Source organism: Sphingomonas suaedae, from assembly GCF_007833215.1.
Lineage (GTDB): Bacteria > Pseudomonadota > Alphaproteobacteria > Sphingomonadales > Sphingomonadaceae > Sphingomonas > Sphingomonas suaedae.
Map to the genome: position 1 here is coordinate 3,093,287 of NZ_CP042239.1, position 18,421 is coordinate 3,111,707.

The 18,421-nt window shown below is 66.7% G+C and carries 18 protein-coding genes and 1 tRNA gene; 10 read left to right on the top strand and 9 right to left on the bottom strand.

Going from position 1 to position 18,421, the window contains the following annotated elements:
• Positions 1-27 precede the first annotated feature (27 nt).
• Complete coding sequence (locus FPZ54_RS14625; RefSeq protein ID WP_145848376.1) at positions 28-627, bottom strand: ankyrin repeat domain-containing protein; 600 nt, start codon at positions 625-627, stop codon at positions 28-30.
• Between the two features lie 71 nt (positions 628-698).
• On the opposite strand from FPZ54_RS14625, the gene FPZ54_RS14630 reads away from it, so the two are divergent.
• The 3 genes from FPZ54_RS14630 (at position 699) to FPZ54_RS14640 (ending at position 2,401) form a co-directional block, all read left to right on the top strand.
• Positions 699-1,292, top strand: a complete 594-nt coding sequence (locus FPZ54_RS14630) for an SCO family protein (RefSeq protein WP_145848378.1) — start codon at positions 699-701, stop codon at positions 1,290-1,292.
• The gene (locus FPZ54_RS14635) at positions 1,289-1,717 is read left to right on the top strand and encodes a YcgN family cysteine cluster protein (protein WP_145848380.1); all 429 of its coding nucleotides are present in this window, start codon (positions 1,289-1,291) and stop codon (positions 1,715-1,717) included. The genes FPZ54_RS14630 and FPZ54_RS14635 overlap by 4 nt, the downstream gene beginning before the upstream one ends.
• A 225-nt stretch (positions 1,718-1,942) precedes the next feature.
• The gene (locus tag FPZ54_RS14640) at positions 1,943-2,401 is read left to right on the top strand and encodes a M48 family metallopeptidase (RefSeq protein ID WP_338419521.1); all 459 of its coding nucleotides are present in this window, start codon (positions 1,943-1,945) and stop codon (positions 2,399-2,401) included.
• On the opposite strand, the gene FPZ54_RS14645 is transcribed toward FPZ54_RS14640, so the two are convergent.
• From FPZ54_RS14645 to FPZ54_RS14655, 3 genes are all read right to left on the bottom strand, one after another.
• On the bottom strand, positions 2,366-4,507 hold the full coding sequence (locus tag FPZ54_RS14645; protein ID WP_145848382.1) for a transglycosylase domain-containing protein: 2,142 nt from the start codon (positions 4,505-4,507) through the stop codon (positions 2,366-2,368). The two genes, FPZ54_RS14640 and FPZ54_RS14645, sit on opposite strands and share 36 nt — an antisense overlap.
• Before the next feature lie 61 nt (positions 4,508-4,568).
• Positions 4,569-4,979, bottom strand: coding sequence for a peptide-methionine (R)-S-oxide reductase MsrB (gene msrB, locus FPZ54_RS14650; protein WP_145848384.1), 411 nt, complete (start codon positions 4,977-4,979; stop codon positions 4,569-4,571).
• Positions 4,980-5,011: 32 nt separating this feature from the next.
• Positions 5,012-5,635 (bottom strand): class I SAM-dependent methyltransferase, encoded by a 624-nt coding sequence (locus FPZ54_RS14655; RefSeq protein WP_145848385.1) that lies wholly within the window; start codon positions 5,633-5,635, stop codon positions 5,012-5,014.
• A gap of 132 nt (positions 5,636-5,767) precedes the next feature.
• Here FPZ54_RS14655 and FPZ54_RS14660 point away from each other — a divergent pair, with 132 nt between their 5' ends.
• Entirely contained in the window at positions 5,768-6,088 is a 321-nt protein-coding gene (locus FPZ54_RS14660; protein WP_145848387.1) for an antibiotic biosynthesis monooxygenase, read from the top strand.
• A 44-nt stretch (positions 6,089-6,132) separates the two neighbouring features.
• Positions 6,133-7,401 carry an MFS transporter gene (locus tag FPZ54_RS14665; protein WP_145849895.1) on the top strand — a complete coding sequence of 423 codons (1,269 nt, stop codon included), beginning with the start codon at positions 6,133-6,135 and terminating at the stop codon, positions 7,399-7,401.
• Here the strand turns inward: FPZ54_RS14665 and FPZ54_RS14670 are convergent.
• Entirely contained in the window at positions 7,352-9,649 is a 2,298-nt protein-coding gene (locus tag FPZ54_RS14670; protein ID WP_145848389.1) for a CDC48 family AAA ATPase, read from the bottom strand. The genes FPZ54_RS14665 and FPZ54_RS14670 overlap by 50 nt on opposite strands.
• A gap of 327 nt (positions 9,650-9,976) precedes the next feature.
• Between FPZ54_RS14670 and FPZ54_RS14675 the strand changes: the two genes are divergently transcribed.
• Complete coding sequence (locus tag FPZ54_RS14675) at positions 9,977-10,867, top strand: LysR substrate-binding domain-containing protein (protein WP_145848391.1); 891 nt, start codon at positions 9,977-9,979, stop codon at positions 10,865-10,867.
• A gap of 14 nt (positions 10,868-10,881) precedes the next feature.
• Here FPZ54_RS14675 and FPZ54_RS14680 read toward each other — a convergent pair whose 3' ends face one another.
• Positions 10,882-11,187, bottom strand: coding sequence for a hypothetical protein (locus tag FPZ54_RS14680; RefSeq protein WP_145848392.1), 306 nt, complete (start codon positions 11,185-11,187; stop codon positions 10,882-10,884).
• A gap of 7 nt (positions 11,188-11,194) precedes the next feature.
• Positions 11,195-13,504, bottom strand: a complete 2,310-nt coding sequence (locus FPZ54_RS14685) for an FtsK/SpoIIIE family DNA translocase (protein WP_145849897.1) — start codon at positions 13,502-13,504, stop codon at positions 11,195-11,197.
• A gap of 87 nt (positions 13,505-13,591) precedes the next feature.
• Here FPZ54_RS14685 and FPZ54_RS14690 point away from each other — a divergent pair, with 87 nt between their 5' ends.
• A complete protein-coding gene (locus FPZ54_RS14690; protein ID WP_145848394.1) occupies positions 13,592-14,809 on the top strand; it encodes an FAD-dependent monooxygenase in 1,218 nt (405 codons plus the stop codon).
• Between the two features lie 136 nt (positions 14,810-14,945).
• Here FPZ54_RS14690 and FPZ54_RS14695 read toward each other — a convergent pair whose 3' ends face one another.
• Both FPZ54_RS14695 and FPZ54_RS14700 read right to left on the bottom strand, forming a co-directional pair.
• On the bottom strand, positions 14,946-15,554 hold the full coding sequence (locus tag FPZ54_RS14695) for an LON peptidase substrate-binding domain-containing protein (protein ID WP_145848396.1): 609 nt from the start codon (positions 15,552-15,554) through the stop codon (positions 14,946-14,948).
• Complete coding sequence (locus FPZ54_RS14700) at positions 15,551-16,462, bottom strand: tetratricopeptide repeat protein (RefSeq protein WP_145848398.1); 912 nt, start codon at positions 16,460-16,462, stop codon at positions 15,551-15,553. Before FPZ54_RS14700 ends, FPZ54_RS14695 begins: the two co-directional genes overlap by 4 nt.
• A 290-nt stretch (positions 16,463-16,752) precedes the next feature.
• On the opposite strand from FPZ54_RS14700, the gene FPZ54_RS14705 reads away from it, so the two are divergent.
• The 3 genes from FPZ54_RS14705 (at position 16,753) to FPZ54_RS14715 (ending at position 18,395) form a co-directional block, all read left to right on the top strand.
• Positions 16,753-16,827 (top strand) — tRNA-Gly (locus tag FPZ54_RS14705).
• Positions 16,828-17,094: 267 nt separating this feature from the next.
• The gene (locus tag FPZ54_RS14710; RefSeq protein ID WP_239019595.1) at positions 17,095-17,547 is read left to right on the top strand and encodes a DUF2147 domain-containing protein; all 453 of its coding nucleotides are present in this window, start codon (positions 17,095-17,097) and stop codon (positions 17,545-17,547) included.
• 35 nt (positions 17,548-17,582) lie between these two features.
• The gene (locus FPZ54_RS14715) at positions 17,583-18,395 is read left to right on the top strand and encodes a DUF72 domain-containing protein (RefSeq protein ID WP_145848400.1); all 813 of its coding nucleotides are present in this window, start codon (positions 17,583-17,585) and stop codon (positions 18,393-18,395) included.
• The last annotated feature ends 26 nt before the right edge of the window (positions 18,396-18,421 follow it).

The window sequence follows — 18,421 nt, forward strand, 5'->3', positions numbered from 1 at the left end:
GCCGGTGCCGCCTGACTGAAAACGACTCTACAGGCTGGGCCCTGAAACCGCGCGCTTCGTCACCTTGGGCGCGTCCTTGAGCGCCTTGGCGATCGCCGGGGCGCGGGTGTCGCGGGCGGCATAGTCGCGCGCGCTCATTCCCGCCATGCGATCGACGATATCGGGGTCCGCGCCGTTCTTGAGCAGCAGTTCGACCAGTTCCGAATCGCGGCGCTGGACCGCCCGGATCAACGGGGTCTCGCCGCCATTATTGACCAGATTGACGTCGCCCTTGAGCGCGATCAGCGTGCGGACGCCCTCCGGCCAGGCCGCTTCGACCGCCAGCATCATCGGGCTGTTGCCGGCCCCGTCCTGAAGATTGACGTTCCCGCCGCGCGCCAGGATGAAGCGCAGATAGGTCATGTCGCGGCGCTTGGTGACGATATGGATCGCCGCCTCGCCCTTCTCATCCTTCGCGTTGACAATCGTCTGACCGGGTTCGTTGAGATATTCGGTCACCTTGTTGCCGTCCTGCTCGCGAACCGCCTTGAGGAAGGTGTAGCTGTCGGAAAAACGCTGGGCGCCCGCGGGAAGCGCCACGCAAAGCAGCGCCGCGGCGAATACGAGGCCGGACGAACGGATCAACATGGTCGGAACATACCTCTGGTCAGATGCAAGTCTTGCCAGCCACGCCCTATCAGATCATGGGTCACCTTGTCATGAACAGGATGTTTCTTCTCGCGCTCCCGCTGACCCTTGCCCTTGCCGCCTGTGGCGGCGGCGCCCCGGCGGAGAAATCGCTCGCCAATGCGCCGCTTGCCGGCGCCTCGATCGGCGGGCCCTTCACGCTGGTGAATGGCGACGGCAAGACCGTCACCGACAAGGATTTCGCGGGCAAATACCGGATCATGTATTTCGGCTACACCTTCTGTCCCGATGTCTGCCCGGTCGATGTCCAGAATATCGGCGGCGCGATGAAGCTGCTCGACAAGCAGAATCCGGAACTCGCCGCGAAGATCGTGCCCGTCTTCGTGACGATCGATCCCGCACGCGACACGCCGGCGGTGGTCAAGGAATTCACGAGCGCCTTCTATCCCCGCATGGTCGGCCTGACCGGTACCGCCGAGCAGGTCGATGCGGCGGCCAAAGTCTATCGCGTGCCCTATGCCAAGCGCGAAACGGTGAGCGGCTATCTGATGGATCATGGGCGCCAGGCCTATCTGATGGGTCCCAATGGCGAGCCGATCGCGCTGCTGCCGCAGGATCAGGACCCGCAGGCAATCGTCGCGGAGATCGAGCGCTGGATCGGGTGAAGCCTTTCTGGGAGCAGCCGCTCGCCACGCTCGACCGCGCGCAATGGGAAGCGCTGTGCGACGGGTGCGGCAAATGCTGTCTCCACAAGATCGAGGATGCCGATACCGGTGAGCTGTATGCGACCAATGTCGCCTGCCGTCTGCTGGACCGGCATGAGGCGCGGTGCAGCGACTATCGCCACCGCCATGCCTATGTGTCCGAATGCGTGCGGCTGAGCGCGGGCAATGTCGCGTCGATCGCCTGGCTGCCCCAGACCTGCGCCTATCGGCTGCGCGCGGCGGGGGAGCCGCTGCCCGACTGGCATTATCTGCTGAGCGGAAGCCGTGAGTCGGTTCATGAAGCGGGCGAATCGGTACGCGGCTGGACCGTGTCCGAAGTGACGGCGGGTGAGCTGGAGAACCATATGGTCGACCGGATCCTGTGACGCCGCCGATCGAGGTCGTTCGCCACCCGCGCGCACGGCAGATGCGGCTTTCGGTGGACAATGCGACGGGGACGATCCGGCTGACGCTGCCGCCGCGCGCGCCGGTCGGTCCGGCGATGCGCTGGGCGGAGGGACAAAGCGAGTGGATCGCCCGCGCGCTCGCCAACCGTAGCCCGCCCCAGCCGTTCGCGCCGGGTGCGACGATCCTGTATCTGGGCGAGGAGGGTGGGGCTGGGCTGGGACAGCGGCTTTCCGCGCACGCCGTTGCTCGACGACGGACAGATCATCGCCGGCGGGCCGCGCGAGGGCTATGAACGCCGGATCGAACGCTGGCTGCGCCGCACCGCGCTCGACACGCTGAGCGCCGAGACGGCGGACTATGCGGCGCTGTCGGGCGTATCGGTCAGCAAGGTCGCGGTCGGCGATCCGAAGGGGCGCTGGGGCAGCTGCGCGTCATCGGGGGTGATCCGCTATAGCTGGCGGCTGATCCTGGCTCCGCCAGAGGTGCGCCGCGCGACCGTGGCGCATGAAGTGGCCCACCGCACCCATATGAACCACGGCCCGGGCATTCCACGCGCTGGTCCGCACCCTCTATGGCCGCGACCCTGCGCCCGAGCGGGCGTGGCTGCGCGCCAATGCGATGCGGCTTCACTCGTTCGGCCGGATGTCCTGAGGCTGGCGTAGCGGCTCGCGCTGCTGATCGCGTTGGTCGCGGGGGATGTCGCGGGGTGGGACGCGATCGACCGGCGGCTGTTCCCGCCGTGGCGGGGGCGCGTCGCGCGGAGCGTCGCGTCCGGTCATCCGGTCGATCCAGTCCTGATCGATCTGGCCATCGCCCTCGACGCCGGGCGCTGCAGGATCGGCATCCGGGTCGGTCACCGGCGCGTCGCGCGCGATCGGGTTGCCGTCTTCGTCGACATAGATGCCGTTATCGGGTTCGCCCCACACCTCCTCGTCCGGCTCCATCTGCCATTCGGGCAGCGTGACTGCGGTGTCGAACTCCTCGACCGGGCGGTCCGCGACGGCGGTCTTCATGAACCCGGCAAAGGCGCGCGCCGGGGCAGTGCCGCCCTGAAGCCCGCCGACGCGCTTGGCATCGTCGCGGCCCATCCACACGCCGGTGGTAAGGCCGGAGGAGAAGCCGAGGAACCAGCCATCCTTGTTCGATGTCGTGGTGCCGGTCTTGCCCGCGACGGGGCGGCCGATCTGCGCCGCGCGGCCGGTGCCGGTATTGACCGCAGTCTGGAGCAGATCGGTCATCTGCGCGGCGACATAGGGGGCGACCAGCACGCGCGAAGTATCCACCTCATGGCTGTAGATCACCGCGCCGTTCGCGGTCACCCGGGTGATCGCATAGGGGGTAACCGCGACGCCCTTCTGGCTCACCGAAGCGAAGGCGCGCGTCATATCGATCAGCCGCACGTTCGACGTGCCGAGCACCATCGCGGGCTGGGTGTTGACCGGCGTGGTGATGCCGAAGCGTCGGGCCATGTCGGCGACGGTACCGAAGCCGACCTCGTTTCCGAGCTTTGCCGCGACCGTGTTGATCGAATAGGCGAAGGCGGAGCGGAGCGTCATCTCGCCGTTGAAGCGGCCCGAACTGTTGCGCGGACTCCATCCCTTGATCGTCACCGGTTCGTCGACCACCCGGTCATCGACCTTGTGCCCCGCCTCCAGCGCGGCAAGATAGACGAACAGCTTGAATGCCGAACCCGGCTGGCGCGTCGCCTGGGTCGCGCGGTTGTAGATCGAGGACACATAGTCGCGACCGCCGACCATCGCGCGCACCGCGCCGTCGCGGTCGAGGCTGACCAGCGCGCCCTGCGCCCCTGCGGGGGTGTTCGCCTGGATCGCCTGGGTCGCGGCGTTCTGCATCTTGAGGTCGATCGTCGTCCAAACGTCGAGCGGGGCGACGGTCTCGTCGATCAGCACCTCGAGCTGGGGCAGTGCCCAGTCGGTGAAATAGCGGACGCTGTTCTGCTTCGGCGCGGCGGCCAGCTTGACCTCGGCCGGGCGCGCGGTGGCGGCCTGGGCAGCGGTGAGCGCGCCGGTCTCGACCATCACGTCGAGCACCACGCTGGCGCGACCGACCGCGGCCTTGGCATCGGCGGTCGGGGAATAGCGCGACGGCGCCTTGACGAGGCCGGCGATCACCGCCGCCTCGGAGAGGGTGAGGTTGGTGGCGGGGTGACCGAAAAAGGTGCGTGATGCGGCGTCGATGCCGTAAGCGCCGCCGCCGAAATAGACCTTGTTGAGGTAGAGTTCGAGAATCTGGTCCTTGCTGAACTTGCGTTCGAGCGCGAGCGCCAGGATCATCTCGCGGATCTTGCGCCCGACATCATATTTGTTCGACAGGAAGATGGTGCGCGCGACCTGCTGCGTGATCGTCGATGCGCCCTGAAGCCGGCGGCCGGTGCCGCGATTGTCGATCGCGAATTTGGTGATCCGCGCCAGCGCCACCGGATCGACGCCCCAGTGCGAGCGGAAGCGGCGATCCTCGATCGCCACCATCGCATCGCGCATCGGCTCGGGGATCTTGTCATAGTCGATCCATTCGCCATAGCTGGGCCCCAGCGAGACGATCACCGTGCCGTCGGCGGCATGAACGCGGATCATCTGGCCGTTGGGCGAGGATTTCAGTTCCTCATAGCTCGGCAGCGATGCCTTGGCCGTATAGACGGCGATCAGGAGCGCGATGAAGGCGGCAAGCGCGGCGAGCGCGGTTCCGCCCCCCACCCACAGGAGGATGCGGCGCGCCTTGGGCGAGAGCTTTGGCTTGCGGGTGGCCATGATGGGGTCTGTGCCGATCTATGCGTGAACCGGAGCTGTCACAAGCGAATCAATTCGGCGTTCAATCGTCGTCAGAAGCTGCGCGCGGGCGGAATTCGAGCGCGACCGAATTGATGCAATAGCGCAGTCCCGAGGGCGGCGGGCCGTCGGGAAAGACATGGCCCTGATGCCCGTCGCAGCGCGCGCAGCGCACCTCCACCCGCTCCATGCCATGGCTGGAGTCGCGATGCTCGCTGACATGGTCCGCATCGACCGGACGGGTGAAGCTGGGCCAGCCGGACCCCGAATCATATTTGTCGTCGCTGTCGAACAGTTCGAGATGACATCCGGCGCAGCGATAGACGCCATCGGCCTTGTTGTCGGACAATGCGCCCGAAAAGGCGCGTTCGGTCCCCGCTTCGCGGAGGACGTGATATTGCGCGGGCGTGAGGCGCTGGCGCCACTCCGACTCGGAAAGGTTGAGCTGATCCATGCGGGCAGATGTGTGGTGGCGGGACCCCGCCGTCAATCGCCAGGCATGTCCTTGTGCGCCCACCAGAGCTGGGCCGGGGGCACGTTCCACCATTCCATTGCATGGTCGATGCGGGGGAAATGCGGGGTCAGGAAATTGCGGACATTGGGATTGAACTGATAGACCAGAAACTGGCCGCCCGGGCGCAGCACCCGATGCGTCGCCGCCGCGATCGTGTCACCCACACCTGCGGGCAGGGTCGAGAAGGGCAGGCCGGACAGAACGTAATCGGCATGGGTCGCGCCGTGATCGGCGACGATCGCGTTCACGTCCGCAGCCGACCCGTGAATCGCCGAAAAGCGCGGATCGACGATCGAGGCGCGCAGATAGGCGACGAAATCCGCATTGGTGTCGATCGCGATATATTTGGCGTCCGGCGCCAGCCGGTCGAGGACGGCGCGACAAAAGGTGCCGACACCGGGGCCATATTCGACAAAGACCTTGCTATTCTCCCAGTCCACGGGCGCCAGCATCTTGCGGATGAGCTTGCCCGAGGATGGGATGATCGATCCGACCATCACCGGATGTTTGAAAAACCCCTGAAGGAACATGGCCTGCGGTGAGAGCGGGCGCGAGGGCTTGCGCTTCGCGCGGGCAATCGTGGTCGAACCGGTCATCAACTTCCCTCTGTCGGTGTCACGCTGCTGTAGGACAGTTGCCATGCTCCTGTCATCAGTGACGTGCGATCGTTAACGATCTTCGCGCTGTGACGGTTGCGCGGGGAGGCGAATCGTTTCATTCAGCAACTCATGACGCATCCGCGCACAGGCCAGGTCGCCGTGATCTTCATCTCCGAATCGACCGGTTCGGACGAAGCCGGCTATGCCGCTGCCGCGGAGGCGATGGCGGAGCTGGTCGCGCGCCAGCCCGGCTTTTGCGGCGTCGACTGGGTCGGCAGCGCCGAGGGCGGTGAGATCACGATCAGCTATTGGGCCGACGATGCCAGCGCCGCGGCCTGGCGCACGCATCCCGATCATGCGCGGATCCAGCATGAGGGGCGCGGCAAATGGCTCAAACGCTATGACCTGATGGTCGTCGACATCCGTCGCGGCCATGTGTGGGAGCGGTGAACCCGGCGCGATTCGATCGCACCTTTGCGATCCTGTTCGCGGTGATGTTCGTCATCGCCGCGGGCAATACCGCGCTGCAATCAGTGCTACCCGCGCTCGGTCGCTCGCTCGGCGTGCACGACAGCGCGGTGGCGGCCGCCTTTTCGGTCTCGGCATTGCTGTGGACGCTGGCCGCGCCGTTCTGGGCCAACCGGTCCGACCGGCATGGACGCCGCAACATGGTGTTGCTGGGGCAGATCGGGCTGACCGCGTCGCTGTTCTTCTGTGGTCTGTTCCTGGCTGCGGGAATCAACGGCTGGATCGCGCCGGCCACCGCCTTTGCCTTTTTCGTCGTCGCGCGGATGCTCTATGGCGGGTTCGGCTCGGCGGCGCCGCCCGCGATCCAGGCGATCGTCGCATCGCGGACCAGCCGGGAGGAGCGGACCCGGGCGCTGACGCTGCTGGGCTCGGCTTTCGGGCTCGGCACGATCCTGGGTCCCGCCATCGCCCCCTATCTGGTGCTGGGCGATTTGTGGCGCGGCGGGCCGACCGTGGGGCTTGCCGGCCCGGCGCTGATCTTCAGCGGGGTGGCGCTGGCGATGCTGATCGGGATCGCCCGGCTGCTGCCCCGCAATGTCGACGATCCGCTGAGCCATGGCGCCGCATCGAGCTATCCATCGATCGGCGGGCAGGCGAGCGGGGCCAGCGTCACCGCTGCGACCGCCGACAAGGTCGAGCCGATCGGTTTTCTCGACCCGCGCGTGCGCGCCTGGATGATCTGCGGACTGGTGCTCGGCCATGCCCAGGCGATGGCGGGGCAGGTGATCGGGTTTCTCATCATCGACCGGCTGGGCGTCGCGCCGCTGGAGGCGATCGAGGCGACGGGACTGGTGCTGATGATGGGGGCGGGATCGGCGCTGCTCGCGCAATGGGGGATCATCCCGCTGCTGGGGCTCAACCCGCGTCAGTTGATGCTGATCGGGCTTGGCCTCAGTGCGCTGGGCTGTTTCGCCACGGGCGTGGCGACGTCGCTTTATGGCATCGCCACGGCCTATGCGCTGACGACGCTCGGCTTCGGATTCTCGCGCCCCGGCTTTACCGCCGGATCGTCGCTGGCGGTGGGCCAGCACGCACAGGGGTCGGTGGCGGGCAAGGTGACGTCGATCAACGGCGCGGCGTTTATCCTCGGCCCCTCGATCGGCGTCGCGCTTTACGGTGGGTGGCGGCCGCTCCCCTATATGGTCGCGGCCGCCGCCCTGGCGCTGCTGGTCGTCTATGGCTGGTTCAGTCTTCGGACGTCTGACTCCGCGCCCGAAGCATCCCCGGGCCGATAAAGCCGATCGGGTTCAGCGCCACCGCGTCCTGCTTCATCTTCGAGACGATCTGTGCATATTCGCGCTCCATCTCGGCGGTGACGGTCGCGCGCGAATCGGCGAGCGCCGCTTCGAAATGCGCCATCGTCACCTGGCTGGCGGGCGGACGTTCGCGCAGCGCGGCAAGGCCCGCGCGCCGGGTAACGTCCTCCAGATCGGCGCCGGTGAAGCGTTCGGTCCGCGCGGCCACGGCGGCAAGATCGACATCGTCGGCGAGCGGCATCTTCTGCGTCTGGATCTTGAGGATGCGCTCGCGCCCCGGCGCATCGGGAACGCCGACATAGATCAGTTCGTCCAGCCGCCCGGGCCGCATCAGCGCGGGGTCGATCAGGTTCGGCCGGTTGGTCGCGCCGATCACGACGACCGACTGAAGCTCCTCCAGCCCGTCCATCTCCGCCAGAATGGTATTGACCACCCGCTCGGTCACCTGTGGCTCGCCCATCCCAGCGCCGCGTGCGGGAACGAGACTGTCGAGTTCGTCGATAAAGATGACGCAGGGCGCAACCTGACGCGCGCGCGCGAACAGCCGGGCGATCTGCTGCTCGCTCTCGCCATACCATTTGGACAACAGGTCGCTCGACTTGGTGGCGATGAAATTCGCCTCCGCCTCGCGCGCGACCGCCTTGGCGAGCAACGTCTTGCCGGTGCCGGGCGGGCCGTAGAGCAGGAAGCCCTTGGCCGGGCGGATACCGAGGCGCCGGAACGCGTCGGGATCGCGCATCGGCAGCTCGACGCCTTCCTTGAGACGCATCTGCGCGTCGTCGAGGCCGCCGACATCCTCCCATTTCACGTTCGGCTTCTGCACCATCACCTCGCGCATCGCGCTGGGCTGGACGCGCTTCAGCGCCTCGACGAAATCCTCGCGCGTGACGGCGAGCGTATCGAGCACTTCGGGCGGGATCGTCTTTTCGCCCAGGTTGAGCCGCGGCATGATCCGCCGCACCGCCTCGATCGCAGCCTCGCGCGCGAGCGCCGCGATATCCGCGCCGACAAAGCCGAAGGTCGTGCGGGCAAGCTCATCGAGATCGACCCGCTCCTCGATCGGCATACCGCGGGTGTGGATGCCCAAAATCTCGCGGCGTCCGCGCTCGTCGGGAACGCCAACGATGATCTCGCGGTCGAAGCGGCCGGGGCGGCGCAGCGCTTCGTCGATCGCTTCGGGTCGGTTGGTCGCGGCGATGATGACGATATTGGCGCGCGCCTCAAGCCCGTCCATCAGCGTCAGCAGCTGCGCGACGAGGCGCTTTTCGGCCTCGCCCGAGACCTGGCCGCGCTTGGGCGCGATCGAATCGATCTCGTCGATGAAGACGATCGAGGGGGCGTTCTTCGCCGCTTCCTCGAACACGTCGCGCAACCGCTTTTCCGATTCGCCATAGGCCGAGCCCATGATCTCGGGGCCGTTGATCAGGAAGAATTGCGCATCCGATTCGTTGGCGACGGCGCGGGCGAGCCGCGTCTTGCCGGTGCCGGGCGGGCCATGGAGCAGAACCCCCTTGGGCGGATCGACGCCGAGCCGCTGGAACAGCTCGGGATAGCGCAGCGGCAGCTCGACCATCTCGCGCAGCTGGTCGATCGTCGCGGCCATACCGCCGATATCGTCATAGGTGACGTCGGCGCGGCGCAGTTCGCGCGCTTCCTCGAACTCGTTGCGCAGCTCGATCTCGGTATCGGGATCGATATGGACGATCCCCCGCGGGGTCGCCGAGACGACGAGCAGGCGAATCTCCTGGAGCGCATAGGCAGGGGCGCGCAGATGCTGGAGCACATTGGGCGGCATATCGGCGACGCGCTGCTGCCCCACCGTCGAAATCGTATCGCCCTGGCAGAGCGGGCGGCCGAGAAAGGTGCGTTTCAGCGCATCGCCCGACCCCTCCAGCCGCAGATCGCGGCGGGCCGGCGCGAACACCACCCGGGTGGCGGGGCGCGATTCGGCCTTGCGGACTTCGACGAAATCGCCCGATCCGACCCCGGCATTGGCACGCTGAAGCCCGTCGATGCGGAGCAATTCCAGCCCCTCATCTTCCTGATAGGGAAAGACGGCGCGCGCCGGCGTGGTGCGCTTGCCGATGATCTCCACGACATCGCCCTGCTGAATTCCCAGATCGGTCATCATTGCGCGGGGCAGATGCGCCAGCCCGCGGCCGCTGTCCTCGGGCCGCGCATTGGCGACCTGGAGCTTGCGTGTCGGGGCGTCTTCGGTGTCGGCCATCGGCTCTCCTTCCTGGCATCCGTGACGCGCCAGATAGGCAGCGGGTTCCGGATCGCCTAGGTTTGGATTTGTTTCGCGCGCGATTCGGGCAAAAAAAAGGGCCGGTCCGTGGACCAGCCCATGAAAGGTTTAGGAGAGGATGCCTGAAAGGCACGCCCTATGTGCAGTGCGGCGAGTTTTTGTGCAAGTGCGAAGAGAGTCGCGTGCGATTGCAATTTCTGCAATCTGTAACATTCACGCGTTATAGCCAATGACAGGGGTGTCATGGGGACGCCCCGCCCGAGATTGGGTTGCAAAGTGCTACGCTGCACCACAGAAATATAACCGATGCGCAGGCTTCCGCCCCTCACCGCCATCGAAGCGTTCGTCCAGGTCGCACGGCTCGGATCGGTCAAGGCGGCGTCGGAAGAGCTGGCGCTATCCTCCCCCGCGCTGAGCCGCCGGGTTCAGGCGCTTGAGCGGTTCATCGGCAAGCAATTGTTCGAGCGGCGGCATCAGGCGATGAAGCTGAATGCCGAGGGCGAACGGTTGCTGCACCTGATCGCCCCCGCGCTCGACACGATGAGCGACGCGATCGAGAGCATGAACAGCGGTGCCGAACTGCTGCGGCTGAGATTGGGCACGCCGTCGCTGTTCGCGACCCAGCGGCTGTTGCCGCACCTTACCGCATTGCGTGCGGTGCACCCGCAGCTCCATCTCGACATCGATACCGGCGGGCATGGCATGTCCCGGCTGGGCGACGGGCTGGACGCGGCGATCGTGCTGGCGCGCGATATCGAACCGACGCTGTACGGCCGCCGCCTCGACCGCAACCGCATCCGTCCGGTAGCGGCACGGCGGCTGGCGCAGGGGCCGCAGGCGATCGGGCGGCCCGAGGAACTGGCCGGCTATTCGATCCTGGCGCATCGCGACATGGCGGACAGTTTCGAGATCTGGCGCACCGCGCTTGGCCTGCCGGATCTGGAGCCGGTGTCGATCGATCTGTTCGATTCGGGATCGCTGATGCTGGAGGCGGCGGCGCAGGGCGTGGGCGTTGCGTTCATGCTCGATTCGCACCGAATCGATCCGGACGATCCCCGCATTGCGACGTTGTTCGGCGAGCCGAGCGTCAAGAGCCCGTACAGCTACTGGTTCGTCTGCCGCCCCCGTGCGCTGGAGCAGCGGCCGGTGAAGCTGTTCCACGATTGGCTGATCGGGTTGATCGATATCGAGGGGTGAGGGCTGCGGCGTGGCTATACGAGGCCGTCGCCGTGGAGCCAGGAATGGAAGCGATACCGATAGGTCCCCGCGTGCTGAAGCATCTCTTCCAGCATGAGTTCAATTGCGGCGCGGCCTATCGGTTGATAACGGCGCACATACATCACGCCGTTCTGTTCGATGCGGTCGATCTGCCAGCCCGGCGGGGCAATGAAGGTGGGGCTTGAATCGGCCTCGGCGTCGAACCTGACCTCGACAAACATTTGGCCGGGATCGTAAAAGGCCCAGTACAGCGAAGTCCCTTCTCGAACGGACTGAATGGCGTCGTCGATCCGGTTCATCGAGAGATCACAGCGGTCGCCCGTCCTGATCCATCAGCACCTCGCGCCGGCCGACATGGTCGGGGCGGGAGACGAGGCCGTCCTTTTCCATCCGTTCGATCAGGCGCGCGGCGCTGTTGTAGCCGACGCGCAGCTGGCGCTGGAGCCATGACGTGGACGCCTTCTGGCTCTCCGCCACCAGCTGCACCGCGCGGCGGTAGAGCTGTTCCTCGGGCGAATCCTCGCCGGTCGGGGCGCCGTCGAGGGCGAATTCGCCGCCTTCGGGTTCCTCGGTGACCGCAGAGATGTAATCGGGGGCGCCCTGCGCGCGCCAGTGATCGGCGACCGCCATCACCTCTTCATCCGACACGAACGGGCCGTGGACGCGGGCGATCTGCTTGCCGCCGGGCATGTAGAGCATGTCGCCCTTGCCCAGCAGCTGCTCGGCGCCCTGTTCGCCCAGAATCGTGCGCGAGTCGATTTTTGACGTGACGTGAAAGCTGATCCGGGTCGGCAGGTTCGCCTTGATGACGCCGGTGATGACGTCGACCGAGGGGCGCTGGGTCGCCATGATGAGGTGGATGCCCGCGGCGCGCGCCTTTTGCGCGAGGCGCTGGATCAGGAATTCGACTTCCTTGCCCGCGGTCATCATCAGATCGGCAAGCTCGTCGACGACGATGACGATCTGCGGCAGCGGGGTGAGGTCGAGCGTCTCCTCCTCATAGAGCGGTTGGCGCGTTTCGGGGTCGTAGCCGACCTGCACCTTGCGGCCGAGCTTTTGCCCCTTGGCCAGCGCCTGGCGCACCTTGTCGTTGAAGCTGCCGAGCGAGCGGACGTTGACGCTCGCCATCATCCGATAGCGCTCCTCCATCTGCTCGACCGCCCATTTGAGCGCGCGCACCGCCTTGGGCGGGTCGGTGACCACGTCCGCCAGCAAATGCGGGATATCCTTGTACATGCTGAGTTCCAGCATCTTGGGATCGATCATGATCATGCGGCACTGATCGGGGGTCAGCCGGTAGAGCAGCGACAGGATCATGCAGTTGAGGCCGACCGACTTGCCCGAACCGGTGGTGCCGGCGACGAGCAAATGCGGCATCGGGGCGAGATCGGCGATCACCGGATCGCCGGCGATGTTCTTGCCCAGCACCAGCGGCAGCTGCGCGCCCATGTCGACAAAAGTTTCGCTGCCGATCAGCTCGTGCAGGCTCACCGTCTCGCGCTTGGCATTGGGCAGCTCGATGCCGATCACGCTGCGCCCGGGGATGGTCGCGACGCGCGCGGAGATGGCGGACATGTTGCGGGCGATATCGTCGGCGAGCTGGATCACGCGGCTCGCCTTGATGCCGCTCGCGGGTTCCAGCTCGTACATCGTCACGACCGGGCCGGGGCGCACCTCGACGATCTGGCCCTTCACATGGAAATCGTCGAGCACGCTTTCGAGCAGCCGGGCGTTGCGCTCCAGCGCCGCCTTGTCGATCGCGGCATTGCCGCTCTTGGGCGGCTCCTTGAGCAGGGTGAGCGGGGGGAGCTGGTACGTCCCCTTGAAGTCGAGGCTGGCCTGCACCGGCTTCGCCTTGGGCGGTGCGGGGGCGGGCGTGCGTTCGGCGATCACCGGGCCGGGGCGCGCATCGGGCGTAGCGACCTTACGTGGGCGTGGCGCGGCGGGGGTGAAGACATCGGCCGCGTCATCGACTTCGTCGGCATCGAACGGCGCGGCCGTCATGCCCTCACGCTGAGGGAGTCGGGGCATTCGCAGATGCTGGCGGAAATCGATCTGTACGCTGCGCGCCCAGATGACGACGCCGGCAATGCCGCAGAGCAGGCCGATCGCGCGGGCGCCCCAAAGCGTGACTTGCGGCTCGCCCGTCAGGGCCAGTGCGGCCCGCGCCGCCCCGGCGATGCCGAGCCCGACCACGCCGCCCCAGCCGCCGGGCAGTTCCATTACCGCCCGGCTGGAGACGAAGGCCAGCGCCGCGCCCATCAGCGCGATGCCGCCCAGGGCACCAAGCAGCATTCGCCGCCACCGCCCCGCCGGCTCGCCCCGCCACAGCCGGGTCGCGACGATCAGCCCGACGGGCGCGAGCAGCACGATCGGAAGCCCGCCGATCGCGAGCAGCAGATCGGCGAGCCAGGCGCCGGGCGTGCCGAGCAGGTTGCGCGCGGGGCCGCCCGCCGCGGTGTTGAGCGAGGGATCCTCACCATTATAGGTGCCGATCGCGAGCACTGCCGCGAGCGTGAACAGGAACAGCGCGATCGCGCCGATCAGCGCCCCGCTCCGCCGCGCCCCCGCCTTCATCGTGTCACGCCACAGCATCGGCTGCGCCCGGCTCGCCATCATTCCCACCCGCATGTTCGGTAATCGTTCCGATCATCCCCCCTGCGGAGTCTGGCGTCAAGCCGAGCGAGCGATTAGGTGCGGGATATGACCCAGGCAGACCTTCTCATCCTTGGCGGCGGATTGGTCGGGAGCGCGCTGGCCGTGGCGCTCGACGCGCACGGCATTTCCAGCATCGTGATCGATCCCGCCGATCCTGACGCGATCCTCGCCGCGAGCCATGACGGGCGCGCATCGGCGATTGCGGCAGCGCCGTTGCGGATGCTCGAAGCCATCGGGCTGGCCGAGGATCTGGCGGGCAAGGGGTGCCCGATCGAGAGCATCCGCGTGTCGGACGGGTTGAAGCCCGGCAAGCTGGACTTCGACCCGCAGGAGGGCGAGGGCGCGCTCGGCACGATGTTCGAGAATCGCGACCTGCGCCGGGCGCTGATGGCGGCGGCACAGCGCGCACCGCTGGTCGATGTGCGGATGAAGACCCGCGCCTTGTCGGTCGATCGCGATGCGCATGGCGTCACCGCGACACTCGATTCGGGCGAGACGGTGCGCGCGCAATTGCTGATCGGTGCGGAGGGGCGTGCGTCGCCGACGCGCGACGCGGCGCTGCTGCGGGTGGCGCGCTGGACCTATGACCATGCCGCGATCGTGACCTCCCTCCACCATGAGCATAGTCACGAAAATACCGCGTTCGAGATTTTCTACCCGCAGGGGCCGTTCGCGATCCTGCCGCTGAACGACGACGAGGCCGGGCATCGCTCGGCGATCGTGTGGTCGGTGAAGCGCAGCGAGGAAGCCGGAATGATGAAATTGTCCGAACGCGGCTTCCTGGCCGAGGCGGACAAGAAGATGGGCGGGTTTCTGGGGAAGCTCGGGCCGCTCGGCCCGCGTTTCAGCTATCCGCTCGGCTTCCATCATGCCGCCAAGATAACGGCGGAGCGGCTGGCGCTGGTCGGCGACGCCGCGCATGGCATCCACCCGATCGCGGGACAGGGCGTGAATGTCGGCTTTCGCGACGTCGCGGCATTGGTCGAGGTGCTGGTCGAGGGGAAACGGCTGGGGCTCGACATGGGCGACCCCGCGCTGCTGTCGCGCTACGAACGCTGGCGCAGCCTCGACACGATGATGGTCAGCATCGCCACCGACGCGCTGACGCATCTGTTCGGGATTCCGGGCGGAGCGGCGAACGCGGCGCGGCGGTTCGGGCTGTCGGCGGTGGACCGGATTCCGACGCTCAAGAACTGGTTCATGAGCGAAGCACGCGGCGAATCGGGCAAGGTGCCCCGATTGCTGCATGGGGAGATGGCTTGAAAAAATCCTCCCCGGCACGGGGAGGTGGCAGCGCGCAGCGCTGACGGAGGGGCCCCTCCTAAAACCGAATCGATTGCCGCGGGCCCCCTCCACCATGCTCCGAATGGTCCCCCTCCCCGTTCCGGGGAGGATTTGTCTACTGCAACGTCCCCGCTTCCCCTTCGTGTCGACCGAAGAACTGCATCAGCTGGACGATCAGTTCGGCGCGGTCCCGAATCGTGTCGGCTTCGAGCAGCGCCTGTTTGGCGGCGGGGTCGAAGGGGGCAATCTGGGCGATGCCGTTGACGAGATTCTGGTCGTCGAGTCGCGCGACCGCGTTCCAGTCGACCGCATAGCCCTGAGATTCGGCGAAGCGGCGCGATTCGAGTTCGAGCGCGGCGCGTTCGCCCATCGAGAGCGTTTCGTCCTGCGGATCGGCGATCAGCTCGGCCTCGACCTGGCGGAACAGGGTCGTCACGTCCAGCTCGCGCAGGATGCGGAAGCGCGAGAGCCCCTCCAGCACGATATTGAACCGACCATCCTCCAGCGCCTCGACATCGGCGATACGACCGACACAGCCGATTTCGAACAGCGGCGGCTTCTCACCCCCGGCTTTCGGCTGGATCATCGCGATGCGCCGGTCGCGGGCGAGCGAATCGGTCACCATCGCGCGGTAGCGCGGCTCGAAGATGTGCAACGGCAAATGCATACCGGGAAACAGCAGTGCGCCCGGCAGCGGGAAGATCGAGAGCCTGGTCGCGCTCATCCGAACAATATGGCGGAGAGCTTGCGGCGCTGCGTCGAGACCCAGGGGTCTTCCAGACCGACCGCCTCGAACAGCTTGAGCAGGCGTGCGCGGGCGGCGCCCTCGTTCCACTCCTTGTCCTCCGCGATCATCGCCAGCAGCGTTTCGGCGGCGCCCTCGCGGTCGCTGCCCATCAGCGCGCCGGCGAGGTCGTAGCGCGCCTCCATGTCGCCGCCTGCGGCCCGGGCGCGCAGGTCGCCGAGCTCGCTGTCATCTGCCGCGGCCGGAGCCTCCTGCGCGATGCTGAGCGCGGCGCGGGCGCGCTCGACCTCGGGCGCCTTGGCCGCGTCGGCGGGCAGCGCGTCGAGCACGGCGGCAGCCTCGTCGAGGCGACCCAGCGCGGTCAGCGCGCGCGCGCGGCCGGCCGCAGCCCGCGGGTTTTCCGGCGCGATTTCGGCGATCTGTTCGAAGATCGACAGCGCGCGCTCGGTCTCGCCGCCCGCCAGCACCTCCTCGCCCATCGCCAGCAGCGGTTCGAGTTCGGCGGCCTGATCGCCGGCCTCGCTCTGCACCGGGATCTGCTTGAGAATCTGGTCGAGCATCGATTTGAGCTGCGATTCGGTCCGCGCGTTGGTCAGATCGGCGACCAGCTGGCCCTGGAACATCGCATAGACGGTGGGGATCGAGCGCACCTGGAACTGCGCGGCGATGAACTGATTGGCGTCGACGTCGATCTTCGCCAGCATCACGCCCTTGTCGGCATAATCGGCGGCAACCTTTTCCAGCACGGGCGCCAGCGACTTGCACGGCCCGCACCATTCGGCCCAGAAATCGAGGATGACGAGCTTCGTCATCGACGGTTCGGCAACGTCCCGGCGAAATGCCTCGACGGCGTCCTTCTCTGCGGGCGAAAGTCCAAGCGTGGCCACGGCGAATCCCTTGTCGTTCGAGCAATGCGTCAATGCCCTATTTGGGCGTTCGCGGCGTCAGGGCCAAGGGATTTGATCAATTTGGTCGGCTTCGCCGCCCCGGCACCGGCCCGCTCCCCCACCCGGCCACCCATTTCAGAATATCCTGTCGATGGGTGGCCGGGTGGGGGAGCGGGCCGGTGCCGCACTTTCATAAAATCATGGCTTGCAGACCCACAAACCCGCTGCTAGAGGCCGCCACCTTGCCCCGCCCCCTCGGCCTTTTCGAGCGGGCACATCGGCGCCAGCGAGCGGGCGTAGCTCAGGGGTAGAGCACAACCTTGCCAAGGTTGGGGTCGAGGGTTCGAATCCCTTCGCCCGCTCCAGTTTTCCTGCGGCGATAGCGTGGGTTTGCTCACGCCCAGTTCGTTTGAACCCTTGGGTTTTTTGTTGGCCCTTCGCGCTGAAGCGCTAGGCAAGTGGTTCTAAGCCCATCGCGCGCGGGCCGCTGTAATGGCTTCATTCCCAAACGCGCCGTTTCGAAAATTGCCTCCTTCTCGCCCTTTTCCGGCCTGCGGGCGTGCCTACTTGTCTGTTCAAAATGGTTTGGCGCGCGCAGGCGTGATTCCAAAGAACATGACGGAGATTCAACCATGACGATTGAGGGACCGATGCGGCGCACGGTGCGTCCGCGCGCATGGATGATGGCGGTGGCAGGGCTGGCGATCCTGGCCGCGCCGCTGGGCGGTGCGGACGCTGCCGGAAACGGCGCTGCGCAGCTTGTCGCGAGCGAGTGGCGTAACCCCAGCAACAGCGTGCACATTCGCATCACGCCCTGTGGCGAGGGGGTGTGCGGCACCGTGATCTGGGCGAGCGAGAAGGCCAAGGCCGATGCGCGCAAGGGCGGCACGGATCGGCTGGTCGGCGCGAACCTGTTTCGCGAATTTCGCGAGGTCGCGCCGGGCAAATATAAGGGCAAGGTATTCGTGCCCGACATGAACCGCACCTTTTCCGGCCAGATGCGGATCGAGGGCGATTCGATGATCGGGCGCGGCTGTGTGCTGGGTTTCATCTGCAAATCGCAGACCTGGACGCGTATTTCGTGATGTGCGGCGGTGTGGCAGCGCGCTAGATACGCGGCATGACGCGATCTGAACATCCGGCACCCATTCGCACCGGCATTGGCGGCTGGACCTTCGAGCCGTGGCGCGGGACCTTTTACCCCGAGGGGCTGGCGCAGAAGAAGGAGCTGGAATTCGCCAGCCGCCAGCTTTCCGCGATCGAGATCAACGGCACCTATTATTCGGGGTTCAAGCCCGCGACTTTCGCCGGATGGGCGGCAAGCGTGCCCGACGACTTCGTCTTCGCGGTCAAGGCGTCGCGCTATTGCACCAATAGAAAGGTCCTGGCGGACGCCGGCGAATCGGTCGCGAAATTTGTCGGCCAAGGCATTGTCGAACTGGGCGACAGGCTCGGTCCGATCCTGTGGCAGTTCATGGCGACCAAGAAGTTTGACGCCGACGACTTCAGCGCGTTCCTGAAGCTGCTGCCCGCCAGCCATGATGGGGTAAGGCTGCGCCACGCGGTGCAGGTGCGGCATGAGAGCTTTGCGGTGCCCGAATTCTTGACGCTGTGCCGCAATGCCGGGGTGGCGATCGTCTATGCCCATTCGCCCGATTATCCCGCGATCGCCGATATCACCGGCGATTTCGTCTATGCGCGGCTCGAATCGGGCGCGGACGACAATCCGCTCTGCTATCCAGAGGCTGAGCTGGATCGCTGGGCCGAGGCTGCGCGCTGCTGGGCGTCGGGCGGGCGCCCCGCCGGGCTGCCCTATGTCGAGGAACGCGATCCGCCCGGAACGCCGCGCGAGACCTTCGTTTTCTTCATTCATGGCGGCAAGGTGCGGGCGCCCGCCGGTGCGCAGGCGCTCGCGACACGGGTGCGCGGCTGAACCCGCGTGACGCGGCGGGGGCGGAG

Excerpts from the sequence above, each read along its gene's own strand:
- FPZ54_RS14625 (WP_145848376.1), bottom strand. The coding sequence starts at position 627 with ATGTTGATCCGTTCGTCCGGCCTCGTATTCGCCGCGGCGCTGCTTTGC.
- FPZ54_RS14630 (WP_145848378.1), top strand. The coding sequence starts at position 699 with ATGAACAGGATGTTTCTTCTCGCGCTCCCGCTGACCCTTGCCCTTGCC.
- FPZ54_RS14645 (WP_145848382.1), bottom strand. The coding sequence starts at position 4,507 with ATGGCCACCCGCAAGCCAAAGCTCTCGCCCAAGGCGCGCCGCATCCTC.
- msrB (WP_145848384.1), bottom strand. The coding sequence starts at position 4,979 with ATGGATCAGCTCAACCTTTCCGAGTCGGAGTGGCGCCAGCGCCTCACG.
- FPZ54_RS14655 (WP_145848385.1), bottom strand. The coding sequence starts at position 5,635 with ATGACCGGTTCGACCACGATTGCCCGCGCGAAGCGCAAGCCCTCGCGC.
- FPZ54_RS14660 (WP_145848387.1), top strand. The coding sequence starts at position 5,768 with ATGACGCATCCGCGCACAGGCCAGGTCGCCGTGATCTTCATCTCCGAA.
- FPZ54_RS14665 (WP_145849895.1), top strand. The coding sequence starts at position 6,133 with ATGTTCGTCATCGCCGCGGGCAATACCGCGCTGCAATCAGTGCTACCC.
- FPZ54_RS14670 (WP_145848389.1), bottom strand. The coding sequence starts at position 9,649 with ATGGCCGACACCGAAGACGCCCCGACACGCAAGCTCCAGGTCGCCAAT.
- FPZ54_RS14675 (WP_145848391.1), top strand. The coding sequence starts at position 9,977 with ATGCGCAGGCTTCCGCCCCTCACCGCCATCGAAGCGTTCGTCCAGGTC.
- FPZ54_RS14680 (WP_145848392.1), bottom strand. The coding sequence starts at position 11,187 with ATGAACCGGATCGACGACGCCATTCAGTCCGTTCGAGAAGGGACTTCG.
- FPZ54_RS14685 (WP_145849897.1), bottom strand. The coding sequence starts at position 13,504 with ATGGCGAGCCGGGCGCAGCCGATGCTGTGGCGTGACACGATGAAGGCG.
- FPZ54_RS14690 (WP_145848394.1), top strand. The coding sequence starts at position 13,592 with ATGACCCAGGCAGACCTTCTCATCCTTGGCGGCGGATTGGTCGGGAGC.
- FPZ54_RS14695 (WP_145848396.1), bottom strand. The coding sequence starts at position 15,554 with ATGAGCGCGACCAGGCTCTCGATCTTCCCGCTGCCGGGCGCACTGCTG.
- FPZ54_RS14710 (WP_239019595.1), top strand. The coding sequence starts at position 17,095 with ATGACGATTGAGGGACCGATGCGGCGCACGGTGCGTCCGCGCGCATGG.
- FPZ54_RS14715 (WP_145848400.1), top strand. The coding sequence starts at position 17,583 with ATGACGCGATCTGAACATCCGGCACCCATTCGCACCGGCATTGGCGGC.